This is a genomic window from Thauera sp. (assembly GCF_034003485.1).
Classification (GTDB): Bacteria; Pseudomonadota; Gammaproteobacteria; order Burkholderiales; family Rhodocyclaceae; genus Thauera.
This window is the reverse complement of sequence record NZ_JAVEYL010000011.1, coordinates 47,614-66,795: the sequence shown is the minus strand read 5'-3', so window position 1 is coordinate 66,795 and position 19,182 is coordinate 47,614. Positions and strand designations below refer to the sequence as shown.

The 19,182-nt window shown below is 67.8% G+C and carries 17 protein-coding genes; 14 read left to right on the top strand and 3 right to left on the bottom strand.

The genetic code is table 11. The features are described 5' to 3' along the window. Nucleotides 1-5: 5 nt before the first annotated feature. Nucleotides 6-938, bottom strand: coding sequence for a phenylacetic acid degradation operon negative regulatory protein PaaX (gene paaX, locus RBT54_RS08090; RefSeq protein ID WP_320365955.1), 933 nt, complete (start codon nt 936-938; stop codon nt 6-8). 532 nt (nt 939-1,470) lie between these two features. Here paaX and paaN point away from each other — a divergent pair. The 13 genes from paaN to RBT54_RS08025 all read left to right on the top strand — a co-directional run bounded on the left by paaN (nt 1,471) and on the right by RBT54_RS08025 (nt 16,008). Then, entirely contained in the window at nt 1,471-3,138 is a 1,668-nt protein-coding gene (gene paaN, locus RBT54_RS08085) for a phenylacetic acid degradation protein PaaN (RefSeq protein WP_320365953.1), read from the top strand. A 9-nt stretch (nt 3,139-3,147) separates the two neighbouring features. Further along, nucleotides 3,148-3,945 (top strand): 2-(1,2-epoxy-1,2-dihydrophenyl)acetyl-CoA isomerase PaaG, encoded by a 798-nt coding sequence (gene paaG / locus RBT54_RS08080; RefSeq protein ID WP_320365951.1) that lies wholly within the window; start codon nt 3,148-3,150, stop codon nt 3,943-3,945. Continuing rightward, entirely contained in the window at nt 3,942-5,480 is a 1,539-nt protein-coding gene (gene paaH / locus RBT54_RS08075) for a 3-hydroxyacyl-CoA dehydrogenase PaaH (RefSeq protein ID WP_320365949.1), read from the top strand. The genes paaG and paaH overlap by 4 nt, the downstream gene beginning before the upstream one ends. Continuing rightward, nucleotides 5,473-5,940 (top strand): hydroxyphenylacetyl-CoA thioesterase PaaI, encoded by a 468-nt coding sequence (paaI, locus tag RBT54_RS08070; RefSeq protein WP_320365948.1) that lies wholly within the window; start codon nt 5,473-5,475, stop codon nt 5,938-5,940. Before paaH ends, paaI begins: the two co-directional genes overlap by 8 nt. 52 nt (nt 5,941-5,992) lie before the next feature. After that, nucleotides 5,993-7,318 carry a phenylacetate--CoA ligase PaaK gene (paaK, locus tag RBT54_RS08065; RefSeq protein WP_320365946.1) on the top strand — a complete coding sequence of 442 codons (1,326 nt, stop codon included), beginning with the start codon at nt 5,993-5,995 and terminating at the stop codon, nt 7,316-7,318. Nucleotides 7,319-7,328: 10 nt separating this feature from the next. Further along, the gene (pcaF, locus tag RBT54_RS08060) at nt 7,329-8,549 is read left to right on the top strand and encodes a 3-oxoadipyl-CoA thiolase (protein WP_320365944.1); all 1,221 of its coding nucleotides are present in this window, start codon (nt 7,329-7,331) and stop codon (nt 8,547-8,549) included. 16 nt (nt 8,550-8,565) lie between these two features. Beyond that, nucleotides 8,566-9,351 (top strand): enoyl-CoA hydratase/isomerase family protein, encoded by a 786-nt coding sequence (locus RBT54_RS08055; protein ID WP_320365942.1) that lies wholly within the window; start codon nt 8,566-8,568, stop codon nt 9,349-9,351. Between the two features lie 111 nt (nt 9,352-9,462). Continuing rightward, nucleotides 9,463-10,470: a 1,2-phenylacetyl-CoA epoxidase subunit PaaA gene (paaA, locus tag RBT54_RS08050; protein WP_320365940.1), complete on the top strand. Its 1,008-nt coding sequence runs from the start codon at nt 9,463-9,465 to the stop codon at nt 10,468-10,470. Continuing rightward, a complete protein-coding gene (gene paaB, locus RBT54_RS08045) occupies nt 10,467-10,763 on the top strand; it encodes a 1,2-phenylacetyl-CoA epoxidase subunit PaaB (protein WP_320365938.1) in 297 nt (98 codons plus the stop codon). The genes paaA and paaB overlap by 4 nt, the downstream gene beginning before the upstream one ends. Further along, entirely contained in the window at nt 10,763-11,545 is a 783-nt protein-coding gene (gene paaC / locus RBT54_RS08040; protein WP_320365937.1) for a 1,2-phenylacetyl-CoA epoxidase subunit PaaC, read from the top strand. Before paaB ends, paaC begins: the two co-directional genes overlap by 1 nt. 11 nt (nt 11,546-11,556) lie before the next feature. Beyond that, on the top strand, nt 11,557-12,054 hold the full coding sequence (gene paaD, locus RBT54_RS08035) for a 1,2-phenylacetyl-CoA epoxidase subunit PaaD (RefSeq protein ID WP_320365935.1): 498 nt from the start codon (nt 11,557-11,559) through the stop codon (nt 12,052-12,054). Nucleotides 12,055-12,073: 19 nt separating this feature from the next. Beyond that, nucleotides 12,074-13,171 carry a 2Fe-2S iron-sulfur cluster-binding protein gene (locus RBT54_RS08030; protein WP_320365934.1) on the top strand — a complete coding sequence of 366 codons (1,098 nt, stop codon included), beginning with the start codon at nt 12,074-12,076 and terminating at the stop codon, nt 13,169-13,171. A gap of 176 nt (nt 13,172-13,347) precedes the next feature. Further along, a complete protein-coding gene (locus tag RBT54_RS08025; RefSeq protein ID WP_320365933.1) occupies nt 13,348-16,008 on the top strand; it encodes a GNAT family N-acetyltransferase in 2,661 nt (886 codons plus the stop codon). Between the two features lie 19 nt (nt 16,009-16,027). Here RBT54_RS08025 and pap read toward each other — a convergent pair whose 3' ends face one another. Beyond that, a complete protein-coding gene (gene pap / locus RBT54_RS08020; protein ID WP_320365931.1) occupies nt 16,028-17,509 on the bottom strand; it encodes a polyphosphate:AMP phosphotransferase in 1,482 nt (493 codons plus the stop codon). 38 nt (nt 17,510-17,547) lie between these two features. Further along, nucleotides 17,548-18,270, bottom strand: coding sequence for a 16S rRNA (uracil(1498)-N(3))-methyltransferase (locus RBT54_RS08015; protein WP_320365928.1), 723 nt, complete (start codon nt 18,268-18,270; stop codon nt 17,548-17,550). Nucleotides 18,271-18,320: 50 nt separating this feature from the next. Between RBT54_RS08015 and RBT54_RS08010 the strand changes: the two genes are divergently transcribed. Next, nucleotides 18,321-19,130: an inositol monophosphatase gene (locus tag RBT54_RS08010; protein WP_320365926.1), complete on the top strand. Its 810-nt coding sequence runs from the start codon at nt 18,321-18,323 to the stop codon at nt 19,128-19,130. Nucleotides 19,131-19,182: the final 52 nt, after the last annotated feature.

Sequence of the window (19,182 nt, the reverse complement as noted above, 5' to 3'; positions counted from 1 at the left end):
TTGACTCAGGCAGGCAGCGCGAGCAGATCGGTGTCGCGGAAGCGCTCGTGCAGCCGCACCGAGGCCTCGGGGATGACGCCATCGGCGAGTTGGAGGCAGGCGTCGAGATGACGCTCGGACGCCACCAGCAGCCGACGATAGAGCTCGCTGCACAGCAGGCGCGCCTTCTGCCCCGGCCAGTCGGGCGGCAGCAGCACGCCGGGCAGGGACGGATCGCGCAGCAGCAGGCGGCGGTAGTCGTGAATCAGCAACACGCGCAACAGGAAGGCGGTCTCGTCCGCGGTCTCGAAACCGCCGTCGCGCAACTGACCGAGCACGGGGCGATAGCGCGCGACGAAGTCACGATACGTGTCCGCCAACTGCTCGAGATCCCAGGCCGAACGCACCATCGCGGCGTCGCTCGCAGCCATGCCGAGCGCTGCGTCGGCCGCGATCAGCGGCTTGAGCCGATCGCGCAGCCCCCCGAGACCCTCGGCCACCAGCGCGTCGAAAACGGCGATCAGGTCGACACTCGGGTGCACGAAGCAATCGCTGTTGAGCGAGCCAAAACCATGCCAGAGCAAAGCCTTGCGCAGACGATCTCGATCCTTGGCGCAGAGTTCGCCAACGGTGACGATCAGTCGCCAGCGCCGGTCCCACTGCGGCATGGCGGCGGCGTAGATCAAGCGCGAGGCCTCGTCGATGCGCTGTTCGCCCGATGGGGTAAGCAGGTAATCGGTGCGCCGCCCCGAGCGCTCGCTCGTCAGCCACTCGTCGCGCACGAGGCGAAACACCGCTGTGCGCACCAGGCGCTCATTGAGACCGAGCGGCTCCAGAAGGCGGATCAGGCTCCCCAGCCAGACACGACCACCCCGCGGCATGACCGCGTCACCAAGCACCGAGATGATCAGGGAACCCGCATGCACACGATCTTGCCGACGGTACTCATCGAGGATCATTTGCACAGGGCTGGACACGGCGTCGCTGGAGTGGGTTACGGTGGCGGGCGCGAAGTCTATCGGTTTCAGGGGCTTGCGCATAGCCAACCGGCCATTGGAACTCGCCAGGACCCCGCCTCGCCCCGTCATTTCTCCATCCCTGTCATTTGTTCACTCCAAGCACAACCACTGGTGAAACACCCCGCTCGACAGGGGACGCCACGCTCAGTCAGCCTCTCGGTCCTGCCTCCTTCCAGCAAAGGCACTCGGCGCCAATCAACCCGATACCGGAACTCGATGTTTTGAAAGATTTTAGTATCGTTTTTTGCCGGAAAAACATCGATAGAAAAATTCTATTGCGAACAAACAATCGACACCTCCCAGCTTCATACGATCTTAATTTTCTGATTTAAAACAGATTTTGATTTGCAGAAGCTTTTTCTTATGTCAGAATTCAATCACTTTCTGCCGTTTTACATCGATACATCACCTTGACCAAGTCCAACTCACTTTGTATCGTTTGACGCAGAACAACCCGCCCGGAGAGAGACGAATGAGCCACCCCCTTCTTGAAAAGCACCGTGACACCCTCGATGGCGCGCTGAACGCGATTGCGACGCGCGGCTACTGGACGCCCTTTCCCGAGATGCCCAGCCCCAAGCTCTACGGTGAAACCGCGCCCGATGACGGCAAACGTGCTTTCGAAGCGCACCTGGGCAAGCAGTTCGAACTCGATCAGCCTGGACAGACCGGCTGGCACGGCGGGGAAACCTCTCCATACGGCGTCGCGCTCGACGTCAGCTACCCGGTGTGCGACCCGGACGCGCTGATCGCCGCCGGCCTCGAGGCCATGAAGGGCTGGCAGGCGGTGGGCGCCGACGGCCGCACCGGCATCTGCCTCGAGATCCTCACCCGCCTGAACAAGCAGAGCTTCGAACTCGGCCACGCCGTGATGATGACCACCGGCCAGGGCTGGATGATGGCCTTCCAGGCCGGCGCCCCCCATGCGCAGGATCGCGGCCTCGAGGCCGTCACCTACGCCTGGCGCGAGCAGAGCTTCGTCCCCGCCGAGACCACCTGGGAAAAGCCGCAAGGCAAGAACCCGCCGCTGGTGATGAAGAAGCACTTCCAGATCGTCGGTCGCGGCGTCGGCCTGGTGATCGGCTGCGGCACTTTCCCGACCTGGAACACCTACCCCGGCCTGTTCGCCGCGCTCGCCACCGGCAACGCGGTGATCGTCAAGCCGCACAGCAACGCCATCCTGCCCGCCGCGATCACCGTGCGCACCATCCGCGCCGTGCTCGCCGAGAACGGCATCGACCCCAACCTGGTGAGCCTGTGCGTCGCCACCCAACGCAGCGTCACCCAGAAGCTCGCCACCCACCCGGCGGTCAAGTCGGTCGACTTCACCGGCAGCAACGTGTTCGGCCAGTGGCTGATCGATAACGCCCGCCAGGCTCAGGTGTATGCCGAGCTGGCCGGTGTGAACAACATCGTCATCGACTCCACGGACAGCTACAAGGCGATGCTCAACAACCTCGCCTTCACGCTGTCGCTGTATTCCGGCCAGATGTGCACGACCTCGCAGGCGGTCTTCGTGCCCGCCGGCGGCATCGACACCGACGACGGCCACAAGAGCTACGACGAGTTCTGCGCCGACCTCGCCCGCTCGATCGAGCGCTTCCTGTCCAAGCCCGAGGTCGCCCACGCCGTGCTCGGTGCGATCCAGTCCGCCGACACCGCCGAGCGCATCGACATCGCCAACAGCGGCGCACTGGGCAAGGTCGTGCTCGCCTCGACCAAGCTCGACAACCCCGATTTCCCGGGCGCCACCGTGCGCACCCCGGTGCTGCTCGCCTGCGACGCCAGCGACGAGAAGGCCTACATGGAAGAGCGCTTCGGCCCGATCAGCTTCATCGTCAAGGTGGCCGACACCGCAGCGGCGGTCGCACTGTCCGAGCGTGTGGTCAGCACCCACGGCGCACTCACCGTCGGGCTGTACTCCACCAGGCAGGACGTCATCGATGCCATGACCGAGGCCACCTGGCGCAGCAAGGTCGCGCTGTCGATCAACCTCACCGGTGCCATCTTCGTGAATCAGTCGGCGGCCTTCTCCGACTACCACGGCACCGGCGGCAACCCCGCAGCCAACGCGTCGTACTCCGACTCCGCCTTCGTCGCCAACCGCTTCCGCGTCGTCCAGCGTCGCTACCACGCCTGAGGATCTCCCATGGAATACAGGAACATTCTCTTCACCGTGGACGCGGGCATCGCCCGCCTGACGCTGAACCGTCCGGACAAGCTCAACAGCTTCACCGGCGACATGCATGCAGAACTGCGTGACGCGCTGGACGCCATCCAGGCCGACAAGTCGGTGCGCGTGCTGGTGCTCACCGGCGCCGGCCGCGCCTTCTGCGCCGGCCAGGACCTGGCCGACCCGGACATGGCGATGCAGCCCGGCGGGCCGATGCCCGACATCGGCAACGTCGTCGAGAAGAACTACAAGCCGCTCGTGCTGCGCCTGCAGAACCTGCGCGTGCCCACCATCGCCGCGGTCAACGGCATCGCCGCCGGTGCCGGTGCGAGCGTGGCGCTGGCCTGCGACCTGGTGGTGGCGACAAGGTCGGCCTCCTTCCTGCAGGCCTTCAGCAAGATCGGCCTGATCCCCGACACCGGCGGCACCTGGTTCCTGCCGCAGCGCGTCGGCATGGCGCGCGCCATCGGCCTGGCGATGCTGGCCGACAAGCTGCCCGCCGAGAAGGCCGCCGACTGGGGCCTGATCTGGGCCGCCTGGGACGACGCCGAATTCGCGGCCAAGGTCGACGCCATGGCCGCGCAACTCGCCACAATGCCGACCAAGGCGCTGGTGCGCACGCGACAGGCCATGCACGCGGCGCCGGGCCACACGCTCGAGCAACAGCTCTCCTTCGAAGGCGGTTTCATGCGCGAACTGGGCTGGAGCCCGGACTACGCCGAGGGCGTAGCCGCCTTCATGGAAAAGCGCGCACCGAAGTTCACCGGGGAATGAGCGTGACGAACCCGCAAGCCCTCCCCACCTCCTCCGTCATCGCCGTGGTCGGCACCGGCGCCATGGGTGCCGGCATCGCCCAGGTGGCGGCCACCGCCGGCCACGTGGTCAAGCTGCTTGACAACCGCCCCGGCGCCGCCGCCAAGGCGATCGATGGCATCCGCGCCCAGTTCGGCAAGCTCGCCGACAAGGGCAGGATGAGCGCCGACGCCGCACAGGCCGCCGGCGCACGCCTGATCGCCGTCGAACAACTGGCCGATCTGGCCGACGCCGCGCTGGTGACCGAGGCTATCGTCGAGAACCTCGAGGCCAAGCAGAAGCTGTATCGCGACCTCGAGGACATCGTCGGCGCCGACTGCATCTTCGGCACCAACACCTCGTCGATCTCGGTGACCTCGATCGGCGCCGCGCTCAAGCGCCCCGAGCGCCTGGCCGGCCTGCACTTCTTCAACCCCGCGCCACTGATGAAACTGGTCGAGATCGTCTCCGGCCTCGCCACTGACCGCGCGGTTGCCGACACCCTGTTCGCCACCGCCGCGGCCTGGGGCAAGACGCCGGTGCATGCGCGCTCGACGCCGGGCTTCATCGTCAACCGCGTCGCCCGCCCCTACTACGCCGAGGCGCTGCGTATCCTCAATGAGGGCGGCGGCGACTGCGCCACGCTGGACGCACTGATGCGCGACGCCGGCGGCTTCCGCATGGGACCGTTCGAGCTGATGGACATGATCGGCCACGACGTGAATTTCGCCGTGACCCGCTCGGTGTGGAACGCCTTCTACAACGATCCGCGCTTCACCCCGTCGCTGATCCAGCAGGAGCTGGTTGATGCTGGCTTTTACGGCCGCAAGTCCGGCCGTGGTTTCTACGACTACCGCGAAGGCGTACCTCGCCCCGAGCCGCAGGTCGCGGTGGCGCAGAACGCACCCGCCGAGATCGTGCTGCACGGCCATTCGGCTGCGGTGCATGCGATCGCCGACCGCCTGTTCGAGCGCAATATCGCCCATACCTGGGGCGAGGCCATTGATGGCCGGATCGCCGAAGTCGGCGGCGCCGTCATCTTCGTCACCGACGGGCGCACCGCCACCCAGCGCGCGGCCGAGACCTGCATCGACAACGTGGTGCTGATCGACCTTGCGCAGGACTATGCCAGCGCCACCCGCATCGCGGTCGGTGCTTCGATCAACTGCTGGGCCCCGGCCCTGGGCGCGGCGATCGGCCTGCTCCAGGCCGCCGGCTTCGAGGTCTGTCGCCTCGGCGACACGCCAGGCCTGGCGGTGATGCGCACGGTCGCGATGCTCGCCAACGAAGCCGCCGACGCGGTGAACCAGGGCGTCTGCGATGCGGCTGCGGCCGACTCCGCCATGCAGCTGGGCGTGAACTACCCGCGCGGGCCGCTGGAATGGGCCGATCGCGTCGGTCTGCCGACCATCTGCACCGTGCTCGCCAACCTCGCCCGCTTCTACGGCGAGGATCGCTACCGCGTCTCGCCGCTGATCCAGCAGCGCGTCTTTGCCGGAAAGAAGATCCATGACTGACAAGCACGACATCCCCACCGATCCGCAGGCGCTGGCCGAGGCCGTCGCCGCCGCGATGTGGTCGCGCGACCGCGCCGCCCAGGCGCTCGGCATCCGCATCGAGGCCGTCGGCCCCGGCACCGCCACGCTCAGCATGCTGGTACGCGGTGACATGGTGAATGGCCATCACATCTGCCACGGCGGCCTCATCTTCAGCCTCGCCGACACCGCCTTCGCCTACGCCTGCAACGCCTACAACCGCAACACCGTGGCCTCGGGCTGCAACATCGACTTCGTCGCCCCGGGGCGCGAAGGCGACACGCTGCAGGCCGAAGCGGTCGAGCGCGCACTGTCGGGCCGCACCGGCGTCTATGACATCACCGTGCGCGACAGCGCCGGCAAGACCATCGCCCTGTTCCGTGGCAAGAGCTACCGCATTGCCGGCGAGGTGATCGCCGGACTCGCCGCAGAGACGGTCTGAAGCGGGCCTTAACGGCCGCACACACCCAGAGAGAGAAGGAGGAGAGAACAACATGCCAGTGAAGAGCCCCCGCCCCGGCGACCTCGACCCGATCGAGACCGCCAGCCGCGACGAAATTTCCGCCCTGCAACTGCAGCGCCTGCAGTGGTCGATCCGTCACACCTACGACAACGTCGCCCCCTACCGCAAGCGCTGCGAGGAAGCGGGCGTGCACCCCGACGACCTCAAGTCGCTCGCCGACCTCGCCAAGTTCCCCTTCATGACGAAGACGGATCTGCGCGACAACTACCCCTTCGGCCTCTTTGCCGTACCGCGCGACAAGGTCGCCCGCCTGCACGCCTCGAGCGGCACCACCGGCAAATCGGTGGTCGTGGGCTACACCCTGAACGACCTCGGCAACTGGGCCGACGTCGTCGCCCGCTCGCTGCGCGCCGCTGGTGTGCGCGCCGGCGACATGGTGCACAACGCCTACGGCTACGGCATGTTCACCGGCGGCCTCGGTGCGCACTACGGCATCGAGCGTGCCGGCTGCACCGCGGTGCCGATGTCCGGCGGCCAGACCGAGAAGCAGGTTCAGCAGATCATGGACTTCCGCCCCGACGCGATCATGGTCACGCCCTCGTACTCGCTGGTGATCGCCGAGGAATTCGAGCGTCTGGGCATCACCCCGGATCAAATCTCGCTGAAGATCGGCGTCTTCGGCGCCGAGCCCTGGGGCGAAGGCATGCGCGCCGAGATCGAGCGCAAGCTCGGCATCGACGCCATCGACATCTACGGCCTCACCGAAGTCATGGGCCCGGGCGTGGCCTGCGAATGCATCGAGACCAAGGACGGCCCGGTGATCTGGGAAGACCACTTCTACCCCGAGATCATCGACCCCGAAACCGGCGAAGTCCTGCCCGACGGCGAGGAAGGCGAGCTGGTGTTCACCTCGCTGACCAAGGAAGCCTTCCCGGTCATCCGCTATCGCACCCGCGACCTCACCCGCCTGCTGCCGCCGACCGCGCGCTCCTTCCGTCGCATCGGCAAGATCACCGGGCGCTCCGACGACATGCTGATCATCCGCGGCGTGAACGTGTTCCCGACCCAGATCGAGGAGCAGATCCTGCGCGACAAGCGTCTGTCCGGGAACTACCAGATCGTGCTCACCCGCGATGGCCACATGGACAACGTCGAGATCCGCTGCGAGGTGCAACGCGAGTTGTCGGGATCACTCAGCCGCACCGAGACCGAGACCATCGCGCGCGAACTGCAGCATCACATCAAGACCATCATCGGCATCACCACCAAGGTGAACGTGATGGAATTCGACACCATTCCGCGCACGCTGACCGGCAAGGCTCGCCGCGTCATCGACCAGCGCCCGAAGCAGCTCTGAGGAGCGCACGATGACTCTAGCCTCAACGACCCAAGCCTTTATCTGTGACGCCATCCGCACCCCGATCGGCCGCTACGGCGGCACCCTGGCCGCCGTGCGCGCCGACGACCTCGGCGCCGTTCCGCTCAAGGCGCTGATGACGCGCAACCCGCAGGTCGACTGGGCCGCGGTGGAAGACATCATCTACGGCTGCGCCAACCAGGCCGGCGAGGACAACCGCAACGTCGCCCGCATGTCCGGCCTGCTCGCCGGGCTGCCGATCGAAGTGCCCGGCACCACGGTCAACCGCCTGTGCGGCTCGGGCATGGACGCGATCGGTCTGGCCGCGCGATCGATCAAGTCGGACGAGACCGAGCTGATGATCGCCGGCGGCGTCGAGAGCATGTCGCGCGCGCCCTTCGTGATGGGCAAGGCCGAGTCGGCCTTCTCGCGCCAGGCTGCGATCTACGACACCACCATCGGCTGGCGCTTCCCCAACCCGCAGATGAAGAAGCTCTACGACACGCACTCGATGCCGCAGACCGCGGACAACGTCGCCGCCGAGTTCAACATCTCGCGCGCCGATCAGGACGCCTTCGCGCTGCGCTCGCAGCAGCGCTGGGCCGCCGCGAACGCCGCCGGCCGCTTCAAGGACGAGCTGGTGCCGGTGGAGATCCCGCGCAAGAAGGGCGAGCCAATCGTGTTCGACACCGACGAACACCCGCGTCCCGAAACCACGCTCGAGATGCTGGCCAGGCTCAAGGGCGTCAATGGCCCGGACCTGAGCGTCACCGCCGGCAACGCCTCGGGCGTCAATGACGGCGCCTGCGCGCTGGTGCTGGCTTCGGAGTCCGCCGCCGTGAAGCATGGCCTGACGCCGCGCGCCCGCGTCGTCGCCATGGCCACCGCCGGCGTGCCGCCGCGCATCATGGGCTTCGGCCCCGCGCCCGCGGTGCGCAAGGTGCTGGCCAAGGCCGGGCTCACGCTCGATCAGATGGATGTGATCGAACTGAACGAGGCTTTCGCGGCACAAGGCCTCGCCGTGCTGCGTGACCTCGGCCTCGCCGACGACGAAGCCCGCGTGAACCCCAATGGCGGCGCGATCGCCATGGGCCACCCGCTGGGCATGAGCGGCGCGCGCCTGGTCACCACCGCGGCGTACGAGCTGCAGCGGCGCAATGGTCGCTACGCGCTATGCACGATGTGCATCGGCGTCGGCCAGGGTATCGCCATGATCATCGAGCGCGTCTGAGGCACGGGACAGCGACATGAGCTACGAAACCCTCGCCATCGAACGCCGCGGCGCGGTCGCCACCATCTGGATGGACCGCCCCGAGGTGTTCAACGCCTTCAACGAGCAGTTGATCGCCGAGCTCGCCGCCGCCTGCACGGAGCTCGATGCCGACGCCGCGGTGCGGGTCGTGGTGCTGGCCGGCCGCGGCAAGCACTTCTCGGCCGGCGCCGACCTCAACTGGATGCGCCGCGCCGCCGACAGCACCGAGGCCGAGAACCTCGCCGATTCGCGCAAGTTCGCCGCCATGCTGCGCGCGCTGTCCGGGCTGTCGAAGCCGACCATCGCCCGTGTGCAGGGCGCCGCGCTCGGCGGTGGCACCGGCCTCGCGGCGGCTTGCGACATGGCGATTGCGGCCGACGACGCCAGCTTCGCGACCTCCGAGGTCAAGTTCGGCATCATCCCCGCGGTCATCAGCCCCTACGTGCTGCGCGCCATCGGCCCGCGTCATGCGCTGCGTTACTTCCAGAGCGCTGAACGCTTCGGCGCCTTGGAGGCCAAAGCCATGGGACTGGTCAATGAGGTGGTCACGCTGGATGAGCTCGACGCCGCGGTGGACCGCCTGGTCCAGGCCCTGCTCGCCTGCGGGCCGCAAGCCCAGCTCGCCGCCAAGCAGTTGATCGCCGCGCTCACCGGGCGCCCGATCGACGACGCCGTCGGCGAGGAAACCGCCACCCGCATCGCCCGCCAACGCGCCACGGCGGAGGCCCGCGAAGGTTTCGCGGCCTTCTTCGACAAGCGCGCGCCGGCATGGATGGCATGAATACCCGTCGCGCCCTGCGCGCGGCGGAGCATTGAGGAGAGGGCGGGCCGCATCAACGTCCCGCGTTCCGCCCCGGTATTTCCCGGAGCGGTGTTTGCCAGGAGGAAACACATGTATACCCAAGCAATGGACATGCCGGACGAGTCCGGTAAGAAGCTGGCTTCGGTCGCGAATGCGCCGAGCGACCAGGAGGCCGCGTTCGAGGCCCGCATCGATGCCGATGGCCGCATCGAACCGCAGGACTGGATGCCCGACGCGTATCGCAGGACGCTGGTGCGCCAGATCAGCCAGCACGCCCACAGCGAGATCGTCGGCATGCTGCCCGAAGGCAACTGGATCTCGCGTGCGCCGAGCCTCAAGCGCAAGGCCATCCTGATCGCCAAGGTCCAGGACGAAGGCGGCCACGGCCTCTACCTGTACTCCGCCGCCGAAACCCTGGGCACCAGCCGCGAGCAGATGCTCGACGGCCTGCACTCCGGCAAGGCCAAGTACAGCTCGATCTTCAACTACCCGACCCTGAACTGGGCCGACGTCGGCGTGATCGGCTGGCTGGTCGACGGCGCGGCGATCATGAACCAGGTCCCGCTGTGCCGCTGCTCGTATGGCCCCTATGCGCGCGCCATGGTTCGCGTGTGCAAGGAAGAATCCTTCCACCAGCGCCAGGGCTACGAAGCCCTGCTGGTGATGATGAAGGGCTCCGCCGAACAGAAGGCCATGGTGCAGGACGCGGTCAACCGCTACTGGTGGAAGTGCCTCGCCATGTTCGGGCCGCCGGACGCCGACAGCCCGCACAGCGCGCAAGGCATGCGCTGGGGCATCAAGCGCATCAGCAACGACGACCTGCGCCAGAAGTTCATCGACGCCACCGTGCCGCAGGCCAAGGTGCTGGGCGTGACCCTGCCCGACCCCGACCTGAAATGGAACGAGGCGCGCGGCCACTACGACTACGGCCAGATCGACTGGGCCGAGTTCTGGAACACCGTCGAAGGCAACGGACCGTGCAACAAGGAGCGCCTGGCCACCCGGGTCAAGGCTCACAACGATGGCCAGTGGGTCCGCGACGCGGCCCAGGCCTATGCCAGCAAACAAAAAGAACGCGCACTGAAGGAGGCAGCATGAACACCCCCGCACTCAAGGATTGGCCGCTCTGGGAAGTCTTCGTCCGCAGCAAGCAAGGCCTCGAGCACAAGCACTGTGGCAGCCTGCACGCCGCCGACGCCGCCCAGGCCCTGCACATGGCGCGCGACGTCTATACCCGCCGCCAGGAAGGCGTGAGCATCTGGGTGGTGCCCTCGGTCTCCATCACCGCCAGCAACCCGGACGACAAGGGCGAACTCTTCGACCCCGCCGCCGACAAGATCTACCGCCATCCGACCTTCTACGAAATCCCTGAAGAAGTGGGGCACATGTAATGAGCACGCCGATCGACTACCTGCTGCACCTGGCCGACAACGCCGTCGTGCTCGGTCAGCGCAACGCCGAATGGTGCGGGCACGGCCCCATCCTCGAAGAAGACATGGCGCTGGCCAACGTCAGCCTCGACCTCATCGGCCAGGCGCGCCTGCTCTACCAGCGCGCGGCCGAGATGAAGGGCGGCGACGCCACCGAGGACAAGCTGGCCTATTTCCGTGACCCGCACGAGTTCCGCAACTACACGCTGCTGGAGCTGCCGCACCACGGCCCGCTCGTCGGCTACGCTGCGGCCGACCGCGACTACGCCACCACCATCGTGCGCAATTTCCTGTACTCGGCGTTGATGGTGCATGTGTGGGACGGGCTGCAGCAATCCGCCGACGCCAGCCTCGCCGCCATCGCCGCCAAGTCGCTGAAGGAAACCAGCTACCACCTCCATCACTCGCGTGACTGGCTGGTGCGGCTGGGCGACGGTACCGAAGAATCGCACGCCCGCGCGCAGGCGGCGGTGAACCACCTGATGCCGTACACCGAGGAGTTCTGGACCACCAGCCCGGCCGAAGGCGCCGCGGTGGCGGCCAAGATCGCGATCGATGTGTGGGCGCTGCGCCCGGCCTGGGATGCGCTGGTCAACAGCGCCCTGGCCGAGGCCACCCTGACCCGCCCGAACTTCCACGGCTACGTGACCGAGGGCAAGATCGGCCTGCACTCCGAGCACCTGAGCTACCTGCTCGGCGAGATGCAGGGTCTGGCACGCGCCCACCCCGGCGCAACCTGGTAAGGGCGAACGCCATGAGCAACGTCGTCGACAAGGTCTGGGCCACCCTCGAGCCCCTGACCGACCCCGAGATCCCGGTGGTGACCCTGCGCGAGCTGGGCATCCTGCGCGAGGTCAGGGAAACGCCCGCGGGCATCGAGGTCGTCATCACGCCGACCTACAGCGGCTGTCCCGCCATGGGCCAGATCGAGGACGACGTGCGTTCAAGCCTGGCACAGGCCGGCATCGAGGCGCGTGTGATCACGCAGCTCGCGCCGGCCTGGACCACCGACTGGATGAGCGACGAGGCCAAGGAAAAGCTGCGCGCCTACGGCATCGCGCCACCGCACCAGACCCGGCAGGACGTGAGCGTGGTGAAGTTCATGCGCCGCCCCGTCGCCGAGGCGGTGGCCTGCCCGCAATGCGGCTCCACGCACACGATCGTCACCTCGGAGTTCGGCTCCACGGCGTGCAAGGCACTGTACAAGTGCCTCGACTGCCAGGAGCCCTTCGACTACTTCAAACCCTATTAAAGCCGGAGCCCAAAACGTCATGTCAGCACTCCGTTTTCAAGAACTCGCCGTCAAGCGCGTAAGCCCCGAGGCTGCGGGCGCGGTGGCGATCACGTTCGACATCCCGCCTTCGGATCGCGAACGCTTCACCTTCGAGCCGGGCCAGTTCCTCACCGTGCGCGCCACCATCGACGGCCAGGAGGTGCGCCGCACCTACTCGATCAGCAGCCCGCGCAGCCGCCTCGCCCGCAACGGCGAGCTCGAGATCGGCATCCGCCCGGTCGAAGGCGGCCTGTTCTCGAACTGGGCCACGCGTGCCATCAAGGCGGGCGACACCCTCGAGGTGATGCCGCCTGACGGCCGCTTCGTGATCAGGAAGAAGCGTGCGATCCACCGCGTCGGCTTTGCTGCCGGCTCGGGCATCACGCCGATCCTGTGCATCGCCGCGAGCACGCTCGAAGAGCAGCCGGATTCCAAGTTCACGCTGATCTACGGCAACCGCCGCATGTCCACGGTGATGTTCAACGAGGCCCTGCAGGACCTCAAGGACCGCTTCCGCGACCGCCTGACCATGATCCACGTGCTGTCGCGCCAGGCGCAGGAAGTCGACCTGCTGCAGGGTCGCATCGATGGCGGCAAGGTACGCGACATCATCAACACCCTGCTGCCGGTGGGCAGCATGGACGAAGTCTTCATCTGCGGCCCGGACGAGATGATCACCGCGACCGAGAACGCCCTGGTCGAGGCCGGCGTGGCCGCCGACCGCATCCGTACCGAGCGTTTCACCGTCAACCTGCCCGCCGGCGCCCACCCGGTCGGTGCCTCGAGCACCGCCGAGGCCGCCGCCGCGGCGACCAAGGACATCACCATGGTCCTGGTGCTGGACGGCAAGGAGCACGAGATCGCGATCGGCCCGGACGAGCACCTGCTCGACGCCGGCCTCAACGCCGGCCTCGACCTGCCGTTCTCGTGCAAGGCCGGCGTGTGCTGCACCTGCCGCGCCAAGGTGACGGAGGGCGAAGTCGTGATGGACAAGAACTTCACCCTCGAGGCCGACGAGATGGCGCAGGGCTACGTGCTGAGCTGCCAGGCGCGCGCTACCACCAAGCGCCTGAAGATCAGCTTCGACGAACGCTGATCCGGCATGCGGGCCAGGCGTGCCCGCAGGTCGCTCACCGTTTTCGACGGCCGTCTCGACGGCCGTTTTTTTATTGCGGCAGGGTTTGTCGTCGGCGATATCTGATACAGATCAACGAAGCAACTGCGACACCCTGGTATCACTTCAACCTCGATCCACCTTGCACTGCGAACGCCATGGCCGGCCCCCACGCTCTCAGCACCGCCTTCGAACCGTCCTCGATCGCCGTCATCGGCGCCTCCGACGCGCCCGGCTCAGTCGGTCGGATCATCTTCCGCAACCTGCTCGAGGGCGGCTATCGCGGCACGCTCTACGCGGTCAATCCGAAGTACCCGAGCGTTCAGGACCACCCCTGCCACCGCTCGGTCGAGGACATCGGGCGCCCGGTCGATCTCGCCATCATCGCCACCCCCGCGCGCATGCTGCACAGCGTCACCGCGCAGTGCGGACGCGCCGGCGTGCGCAACGCGGTCATCGTCAGCAACACCGGGCACACGCTCGAGCGCCGCATCATCGAGACCGCACGTGAAACCCGCCTGCGCCTCATCGGCCCCGGCAGCCTCGGCATTGCCCGCCCGGGCAGCGGGCTCAATGCCGCGCTCACCCGCATCGCGGTCAAGCCCGGCGAGATCGCGCTGGTTTCGCAGTCGGGCGCGATGTGCTCGGTGGTGCTCGACTGGGCGCTCACCAACGACGTCGGCTTCTCGTCGGTGATCTCGCTCGGCGGCACGGTGGACATCGACTTCGGCGAAACCCTGGAATACCTGATCCACGACGTGCAGACGCGCTACATCCTGCTCTACGTCGATCATGTGCGTAACGCCCGCCACTTCATGAGCGCGCTGCGCTCGGCCGCGCGCGTCAAGCCGATCATCCTGCTCAAGGCCGGCCGCCATGGCCGCGACGATAACAACGCCCCGGACGCAGACAACGCCGGACTCGCCGACGTGGTGTTCGATGCCGCCATGCGCCGCGCCGGTGTGGTGCGCGTGCAGAACATCGACCAGCTCTTCTTCGCCACCAAAGCCTTGTCCTGTGGCTTTCGACCGCGTGAAGACAGCCTGGCCATCGTCTCCAACGGCAGCGGTCCGGCCGACCTCGCCGCCGACCGCGCCAAGGACCTGGGCACCGGACTGGTCAGCCTGGGCTCGCCCACCGTCGCCACGCTCGAGCGCCTCGGCGGTCGCGAGCGCCGCTCGCACAACCCGCTCGACCTCGGCGGCGACGCCAGCCCGCAGCTCTACCGCGACGCCATCCTCGCCCTCGCCGAGGACGCCGCGGTGTCCAACCTGCTGGTCATCCTGTCGCCGCACGCGCTCGTCGATCCGGTGGAGGTGGCGCAGGAGATCATCGACCTCGCCGCCCAGGTGCGACTCAAGCTGTGCTGTTGCTGGATGGGCGGCGGCCAGGTCGCCGAGGCGCGCGCGCTGCTCGAACAGGCTGGCCTGCCGGTGTTCAACTCACCCGAGGCGGCGATCGAGCTGTTCCACAACATCTCGCGCTTCCACCACAGCCAGACCCTGCTGCTGCAGACCGCCGGCGGCGGCAGCGCCACCGCCTATCGCCGCACCGGCGGCGCGCGCGTGCTGATCGAGACCCTGCTCAACCAGCGCCGCCACATCCTGTCGGCGATGGAATCGAAGGCGCTGCTGCGCAGCTTCGGCATCCCGGTCACGCACACCACCGTCGCCCGCGATGCCACCGAGGCCTTGTTCGTCGCCGAGCAGGCGGGCTTTCCGGTGGCGATGAAGGTGGACGCGCCCGAGCTCGCCAGCAAGTCGGAGTCGGGCGGCGTGCGGCTCAACCTCAACACCACCGAATCGGTGTGGAGCGCCTACCACGACATCCTCGACGCGGTGCGCCTGCGCCACCCTGAGGCCCAGATCAACGGCGTGTCGATCGAGCCCTACCTGTACCGCCCGCAGGCGCGCGAGTTCAGCGTCCGGGTGCATCGCGACGCAACCTTCGGGCCGGTCATCAGCCTCGGCGCACAGGACGCCTCGGCCCCGCGCACCTTCGCGCTGCCGCCGCTGAACCCGGTGCTGGCCCGCGACCTCATCGACTCGGCCATGCCGGCCGCAGCGCAAGGCCCGCGCAGCCAGGCGGGCCTGCTCAACCGCGCGGCGGTCGAGCAGGTGCTGGTGTCGGTGTCCGACCTCGTCTGCGAGCTGCCCTGGGTACGCGAGCTGGAGATCGACCCCTTGATCATCGACGCCGACGGCGCGATCGCGGCCGACGCTCGCGTCGTCATCGACCAGGGCATGCCTGCCGGCAGCGATCGCTACGCGCACATGGCGATCCACCCCTATCCGCTGCACCTGATGCAGGACTGGAAGGTGGGCGACGGCCGTTCCGTGCGCACCCGGCCGGTGCGCCCCGAGGACGCCAATCTGGTGCTCGCCTTCTTCGACGGGCTGAGCGCCGAAACGCGTTACATGCGGTTCATGGAAGAGCTGCAGGAGCTCAGCCCGGCGATGGTGGCGCGCTTCACCCAGATCGACTACGACCGCGAGATGGCATTGATCGCCACCACGGCCGACGACAAGGGCACCGAACAGATGATCGGCAGCGCGCGTTACTCGCTCGCCGCCGATGGCGAATCGGTCGAGTTCGCCCTCGTCGTCTCGGATGACTGGCAACGCCACGGCCTCGGCCGTCGCCTCATGGGCGCCCTCATCGAGGTCGCACGCAGCAACGGTTATCGCAGCATCTTTGGTGACGTGCTCGGCAAGAACCCGAAGATGCTGCGCCTGATGCACAGCCTGGGCTTCCTGGTGCAGCCGCACCCGGAGGAGAACGCGCTGCGCCGGGTGGTGAAGGCGCTGCACGGCAAGTGAGGCGCGCCCGCCAGGGCGCTCAGCCCAGCGCCGCCTCGACCCGCTCGCACACCGTGCGCAGGATCTTGATGCGCGCAAAGTGCTTGTCGTCGGCCTCGACCAGCGTCCACGGCGCGCGCTCGGTGCTGGTGCGATCGACCATGTCGCACACCGCGCGCCGGTAGTCGTCCCACTTGTCGCGATTGCGCCAGTCTTCCGCGCTGATCTTGAAGCGCTTGTGCGGCTCGGCCTCGCGCGCCTGGAAGCGCGCCATCTGCTCTTCCTTGGTGATCGCCAGCCAGAACTTGACCACGATCGCGCCCGCTGCGATCAACTGGTCCTCGAAGTCGTTGATCTCGGCGTAGGCGCGCATCCAGTCGGCCTCGGAGCAGAAGCCCTCCACGCGCTCGACCAGCACGCGGCCGTACCACGAGCGGTCGAAGATCACCGCCTTGCCGCGCGCCGGCAGGTGGCGCCAGAAGCGCCACATGTAGGGCTGCGCGCGCTCCTCCTCGGTGGGCGCGGCGATCGGCACGATGCGGTACTGGCGCGCGTCGAGCGCGCCCACGATGCGCCGGATCGCGCCGCCCTTGCCCGCGGCGTCCACGCCCTCGAACACCAGCACGAGGTTGCGGCGGCCAAACTCGGCGGTGCGCGACAGCAGCGCCAGCCGACCCTGCAGCGGCTCGAGCAAGGCCTCGTATTCCTTGCGCTTCATGTCCTGGCGCACGAGGCTGTCGAGGATGTTGAGGCGGTCGATGCAGGGCGGCAGCGGCGCGGCCGAGAGACGCGGCGCCCAATGCTGGGAGGCGGCGTCCAGACGCCGGCGCAGCGCTGCGAGCAGGGTGCGGCCGACGAAGAGCGCCCGATAGTTGGCGTCCGAGCCATCGACGATCAGCCACGGCGCTTCGCCGGTGCTGGTGGTGCGCAGCACGTGCCCGGCGACCTCGCGATAGCGGTCGTACTGGTCGTAGTAATACCAGTCGCGTTCGGTGACGCGCCAGCGCGTGCGCGGGTCCTTCTCGAGCACCTTCAGCCGCGTCTTCTGCCCGTCCTTGGAGAGATGGAACCAGAACTTCACCAGCAGCACGCCTTCGCGCGTGAGCATCGCCTCGAAGCGGCGGATCTCGTCCAGGCGCTGGTCGAGTTCGGACCGCTTGCTGTCCCTGCCCACCCGCTCGCGGATTGGCTGGGTGTACCAGTTGTTGAACATCACACCGATCTTGCCGCGCGGCGGCAGCGCCCGCCAGAACCGCCACATGAACGGGCGCTCGGACTCCTCGGCGGTGGGCGTGTCGAAGGCCCAGGTCTCGATGTGGCGCGGATCCATCCATTCGTTGAGCAGGTTGATGGTCTCGCCCTTGCCCGCCTTGTCCACGCCGTTGATCAGGACCACGACGGCAAACTGCTTGAGCTCGAGCAGATCGAACTGGGCATCGAGCAGCTCGGCGCGCAGGCCGGGCACCGCGGCGCGGAAGCTTTCGTCGTCGGTACGGTGGCCGAGTTCAGCGGATTCGAACATGGGGTTCTCCGGGTGAGGCGTGAGGGCCGCCTGGTGGCCTAGAAATCGCCCCAGCGCGCCTGCAGGGCCGCGATCGCCGCGAGGCCCGCGGTCTCGGTGCGCAGCACGCGCGGCCCGAGGCGCACTCGGCGGCAGCCGGCGGCGTCGAAGGCGGCCATCTCGGCGTCGCTCCAGCCGCCCTCGGGGCCGACCAGCACGTGCACCGCGCCCTGTGGTGCGGACTCCTCCCCGAAGCTGGCTGCGCCGCCGGGGGCCAGCACGTAGCTGAGCGCATCGCGATGGGCTGCGAGCCAGTGCGCCAGCGGCTGCAGCGGCCGGACCTCCGGGATCCGATTGCGTCCGCACTGCTCGCAGGCCGCCACCGCCACCTGCTGCCAGTGCGCCTGGCGCTTGTCGGCGCGCTCACCCACCAGGCGCAGCACCGAGCGCTCGGCCTGCACCGGCTGGATCGCGCTCGCCCCGAGCTCGACCGCCTTCTGCACCACCCAGTCCATCTTGTCGCCGGAGGCCAGCGCCTGCACGAGCACGATGTGCACGGGCGATTCGCGATCCACCTCGCGCCGGGGTTCGACCTGGGCCCAGGCGGCCTTGCCGCGCACCTGCAGCGTGGCCTCGGCCTCGCCGCCCTCGCCGTCGAAGAGCACGATGCGCTCGCCCTCGCGCAGGCGCAGCACACGCACGGCGTGGTGGGCGAGCGCGTCGGGCAATTCGAGTTCGCCCGCAGCGGGCAGGCGGCCGGGAAAGTGAAAGCGTGAAATCATCGTAAGATTATAGGCCTGCGCCCCCCCATCCGACCGGCAAGGAGCCCGCCATGCCCACCGCCTCGCAACGTCTCGCCCGCGCCCGCGCACTCGAATCCGTGGTTCGCGACATCGCCCGTGACGAGATCCTGCCGCGCTACCTCAAGTCCGCGCGCAACCGCAAGGCCGACGGCTCGCTGTTCACCGAGGCCGACATCGAATCCCAGCGCCGCTTCAGCGAAGCGCTGCCGCAGTTCCTGCCCGGTAACGTCCTCGGCGAGGAGATGACCGCCGCCGAACAGGGCGAGCTGTGGAACGAAGGTGCGCGCGGCCTGTGGTGCATCGACCCGATCGACGGCACCACCAACTTCGCCAACGGCATTCCCCTGTTTGCGGTGTCGATTGCCTACCTGATCGATCACGAACCGGTGCTCGGCGTGGTCTATAACCCGATCACCGACGAATCCTTCTACGCCGCACGGGGCGCGGGCGCCTTCCTGAACGGCACCGAACTGCCGCTGCGTGCAGGCGCGACCAGCTTGCGCGACGCCGTCGCCGGCGTCGACTTCAAGCGCATCAGCCACCACCTCGGCGACGAACTCGCGGTGCGCCCGCCCTACTACTCGCAGCGCAACTTCGGCTCCAGTGCGCTCGAATGGTGCTTCGTCGCCGCCGGCCGGCTCGATGTCTATGTGCACGGCGGCCAGATGCTGTGGGACTACGCCGCCGGGCGGCTCATCCTCGCCGAAGCCGGCGGCCAGGCCGAAGCGCTCGACGGTGGCCATCTGATGTCGGGCCCTGCGATCAAGCGCGGCGTGATCGCGGCCGCCAGCCCGACGCTGTTTGCCGAATGGTCGGCCTGGATCAAGGGGCACTCCTGATCAGGCGACGGGTGCTGAGCTTGGACTGCGCTCCTCTTTCCTGATGCGATGC

Excerpts from the sequence above, each read along its gene's own strand:
- paaX (WP_320365955.1), bottom strand. The coding sequence starts at position 938 with ATGATCCTCGATGAGTACCGTCGGCAAGATCGTGTGCATGCGGGTTCC.
- paaN (WP_320365953.1), top strand. The coding sequence starts at position 1,471 with ATGAGCCACCCCCTTCTTGAAAAGCACCGTGACACCCTCGATGGCGCG.
- paaG (WP_320365951.1), top strand. The coding sequence starts at position 3,148 with ATGGAATACAGGAACATTCTCTTCACCGTGGACGCGGGCATCGCCCGC.
- paaH (WP_320365949.1), top strand. The coding sequence starts at position 3,942 with ATGAGCGTGACGAACCCGCAAGCCCTCCCCACCTCCTCCGTCATCGCC.
- paaI (WP_320365948.1), top strand. The coding sequence starts at position 5,473 with ATGACTGACAAGCACGACATCCCCACCGATCCGCAGGCGCTGGCCGAG.
- paaK (WP_320365946.1), top strand. The coding sequence starts at position 5,993 with ATGCCAGTGAAGAGCCCCCGCCCCGGCGACCTCGACCCGATCGAGACC.
- pcaF (WP_320365944.1), top strand. The coding sequence starts at position 7,329 with ATGACTCTAGCCTCAACGACCCAAGCCTTTATCTGTGACGCCATCCGC.
- RBT54_RS08055 (WP_320365942.1), top strand. The coding sequence starts at position 8,566 with ATGAGCTACGAAACCCTCGCCATCGAACGCCGCGGCGCGGTCGCCACC.
- paaA (WP_320365940.1), top strand. The coding sequence starts at position 9,463 with ATGTATACCCAAGCAATGGACATGCCGGACGAGTCCGGTAAGAAGCTG.
- paaB (WP_320365938.1), top strand. The coding sequence starts at position 10,467 with ATGAACACCCCCGCACTCAAGGATTGGCCGCTCTGGGAAGTCTTCGTC.
- paaC (WP_320365937.1), top strand. The coding sequence starts at position 10,763 with ATGAGCACGCCGATCGACTACCTGCTGCACCTGGCCGACAACGCCGTC.
- paaD (WP_320365935.1), top strand. The coding sequence starts at position 11,557 with ATGAGCAACGTCGTCGACAAGGTCTGGGCCACCCTCGAGCCCCTGACC.
- RBT54_RS08030 (WP_320365934.1), top strand. The coding sequence starts at position 12,074 with ATGTCAGCACTCCGTTTTCAAGAACTCGCCGTCAAGCGCGTAAGCCCC.
- RBT54_RS08025 (WP_320365933.1), top strand. The coding sequence starts at position 13,348 with ATGGCCGGCCCCCACGCTCTCAGCACCGCCTTCGAACCGTCCTCGATC.
- pap (WP_320365931.1), bottom strand. The coding sequence starts at position 17,509 with ATGTTCGAATCCGCTGAACTCGGCCACCGTACCGACGACGAAAGCTTC.
- RBT54_RS08015 (WP_320365928.1), bottom strand. The coding sequence starts at position 18,270 with ATGATTTCACGCTTTCACTTTCCCGGCCGCCTGCCCGCTGCGGGCGAA.
- RBT54_RS08010 (WP_320365926.1), top strand. The coding sequence starts at position 18,321 with ATGCCCACCGCCTCGCAACGTCTCGCCCGCGCCCGCGCACTCGAATCC.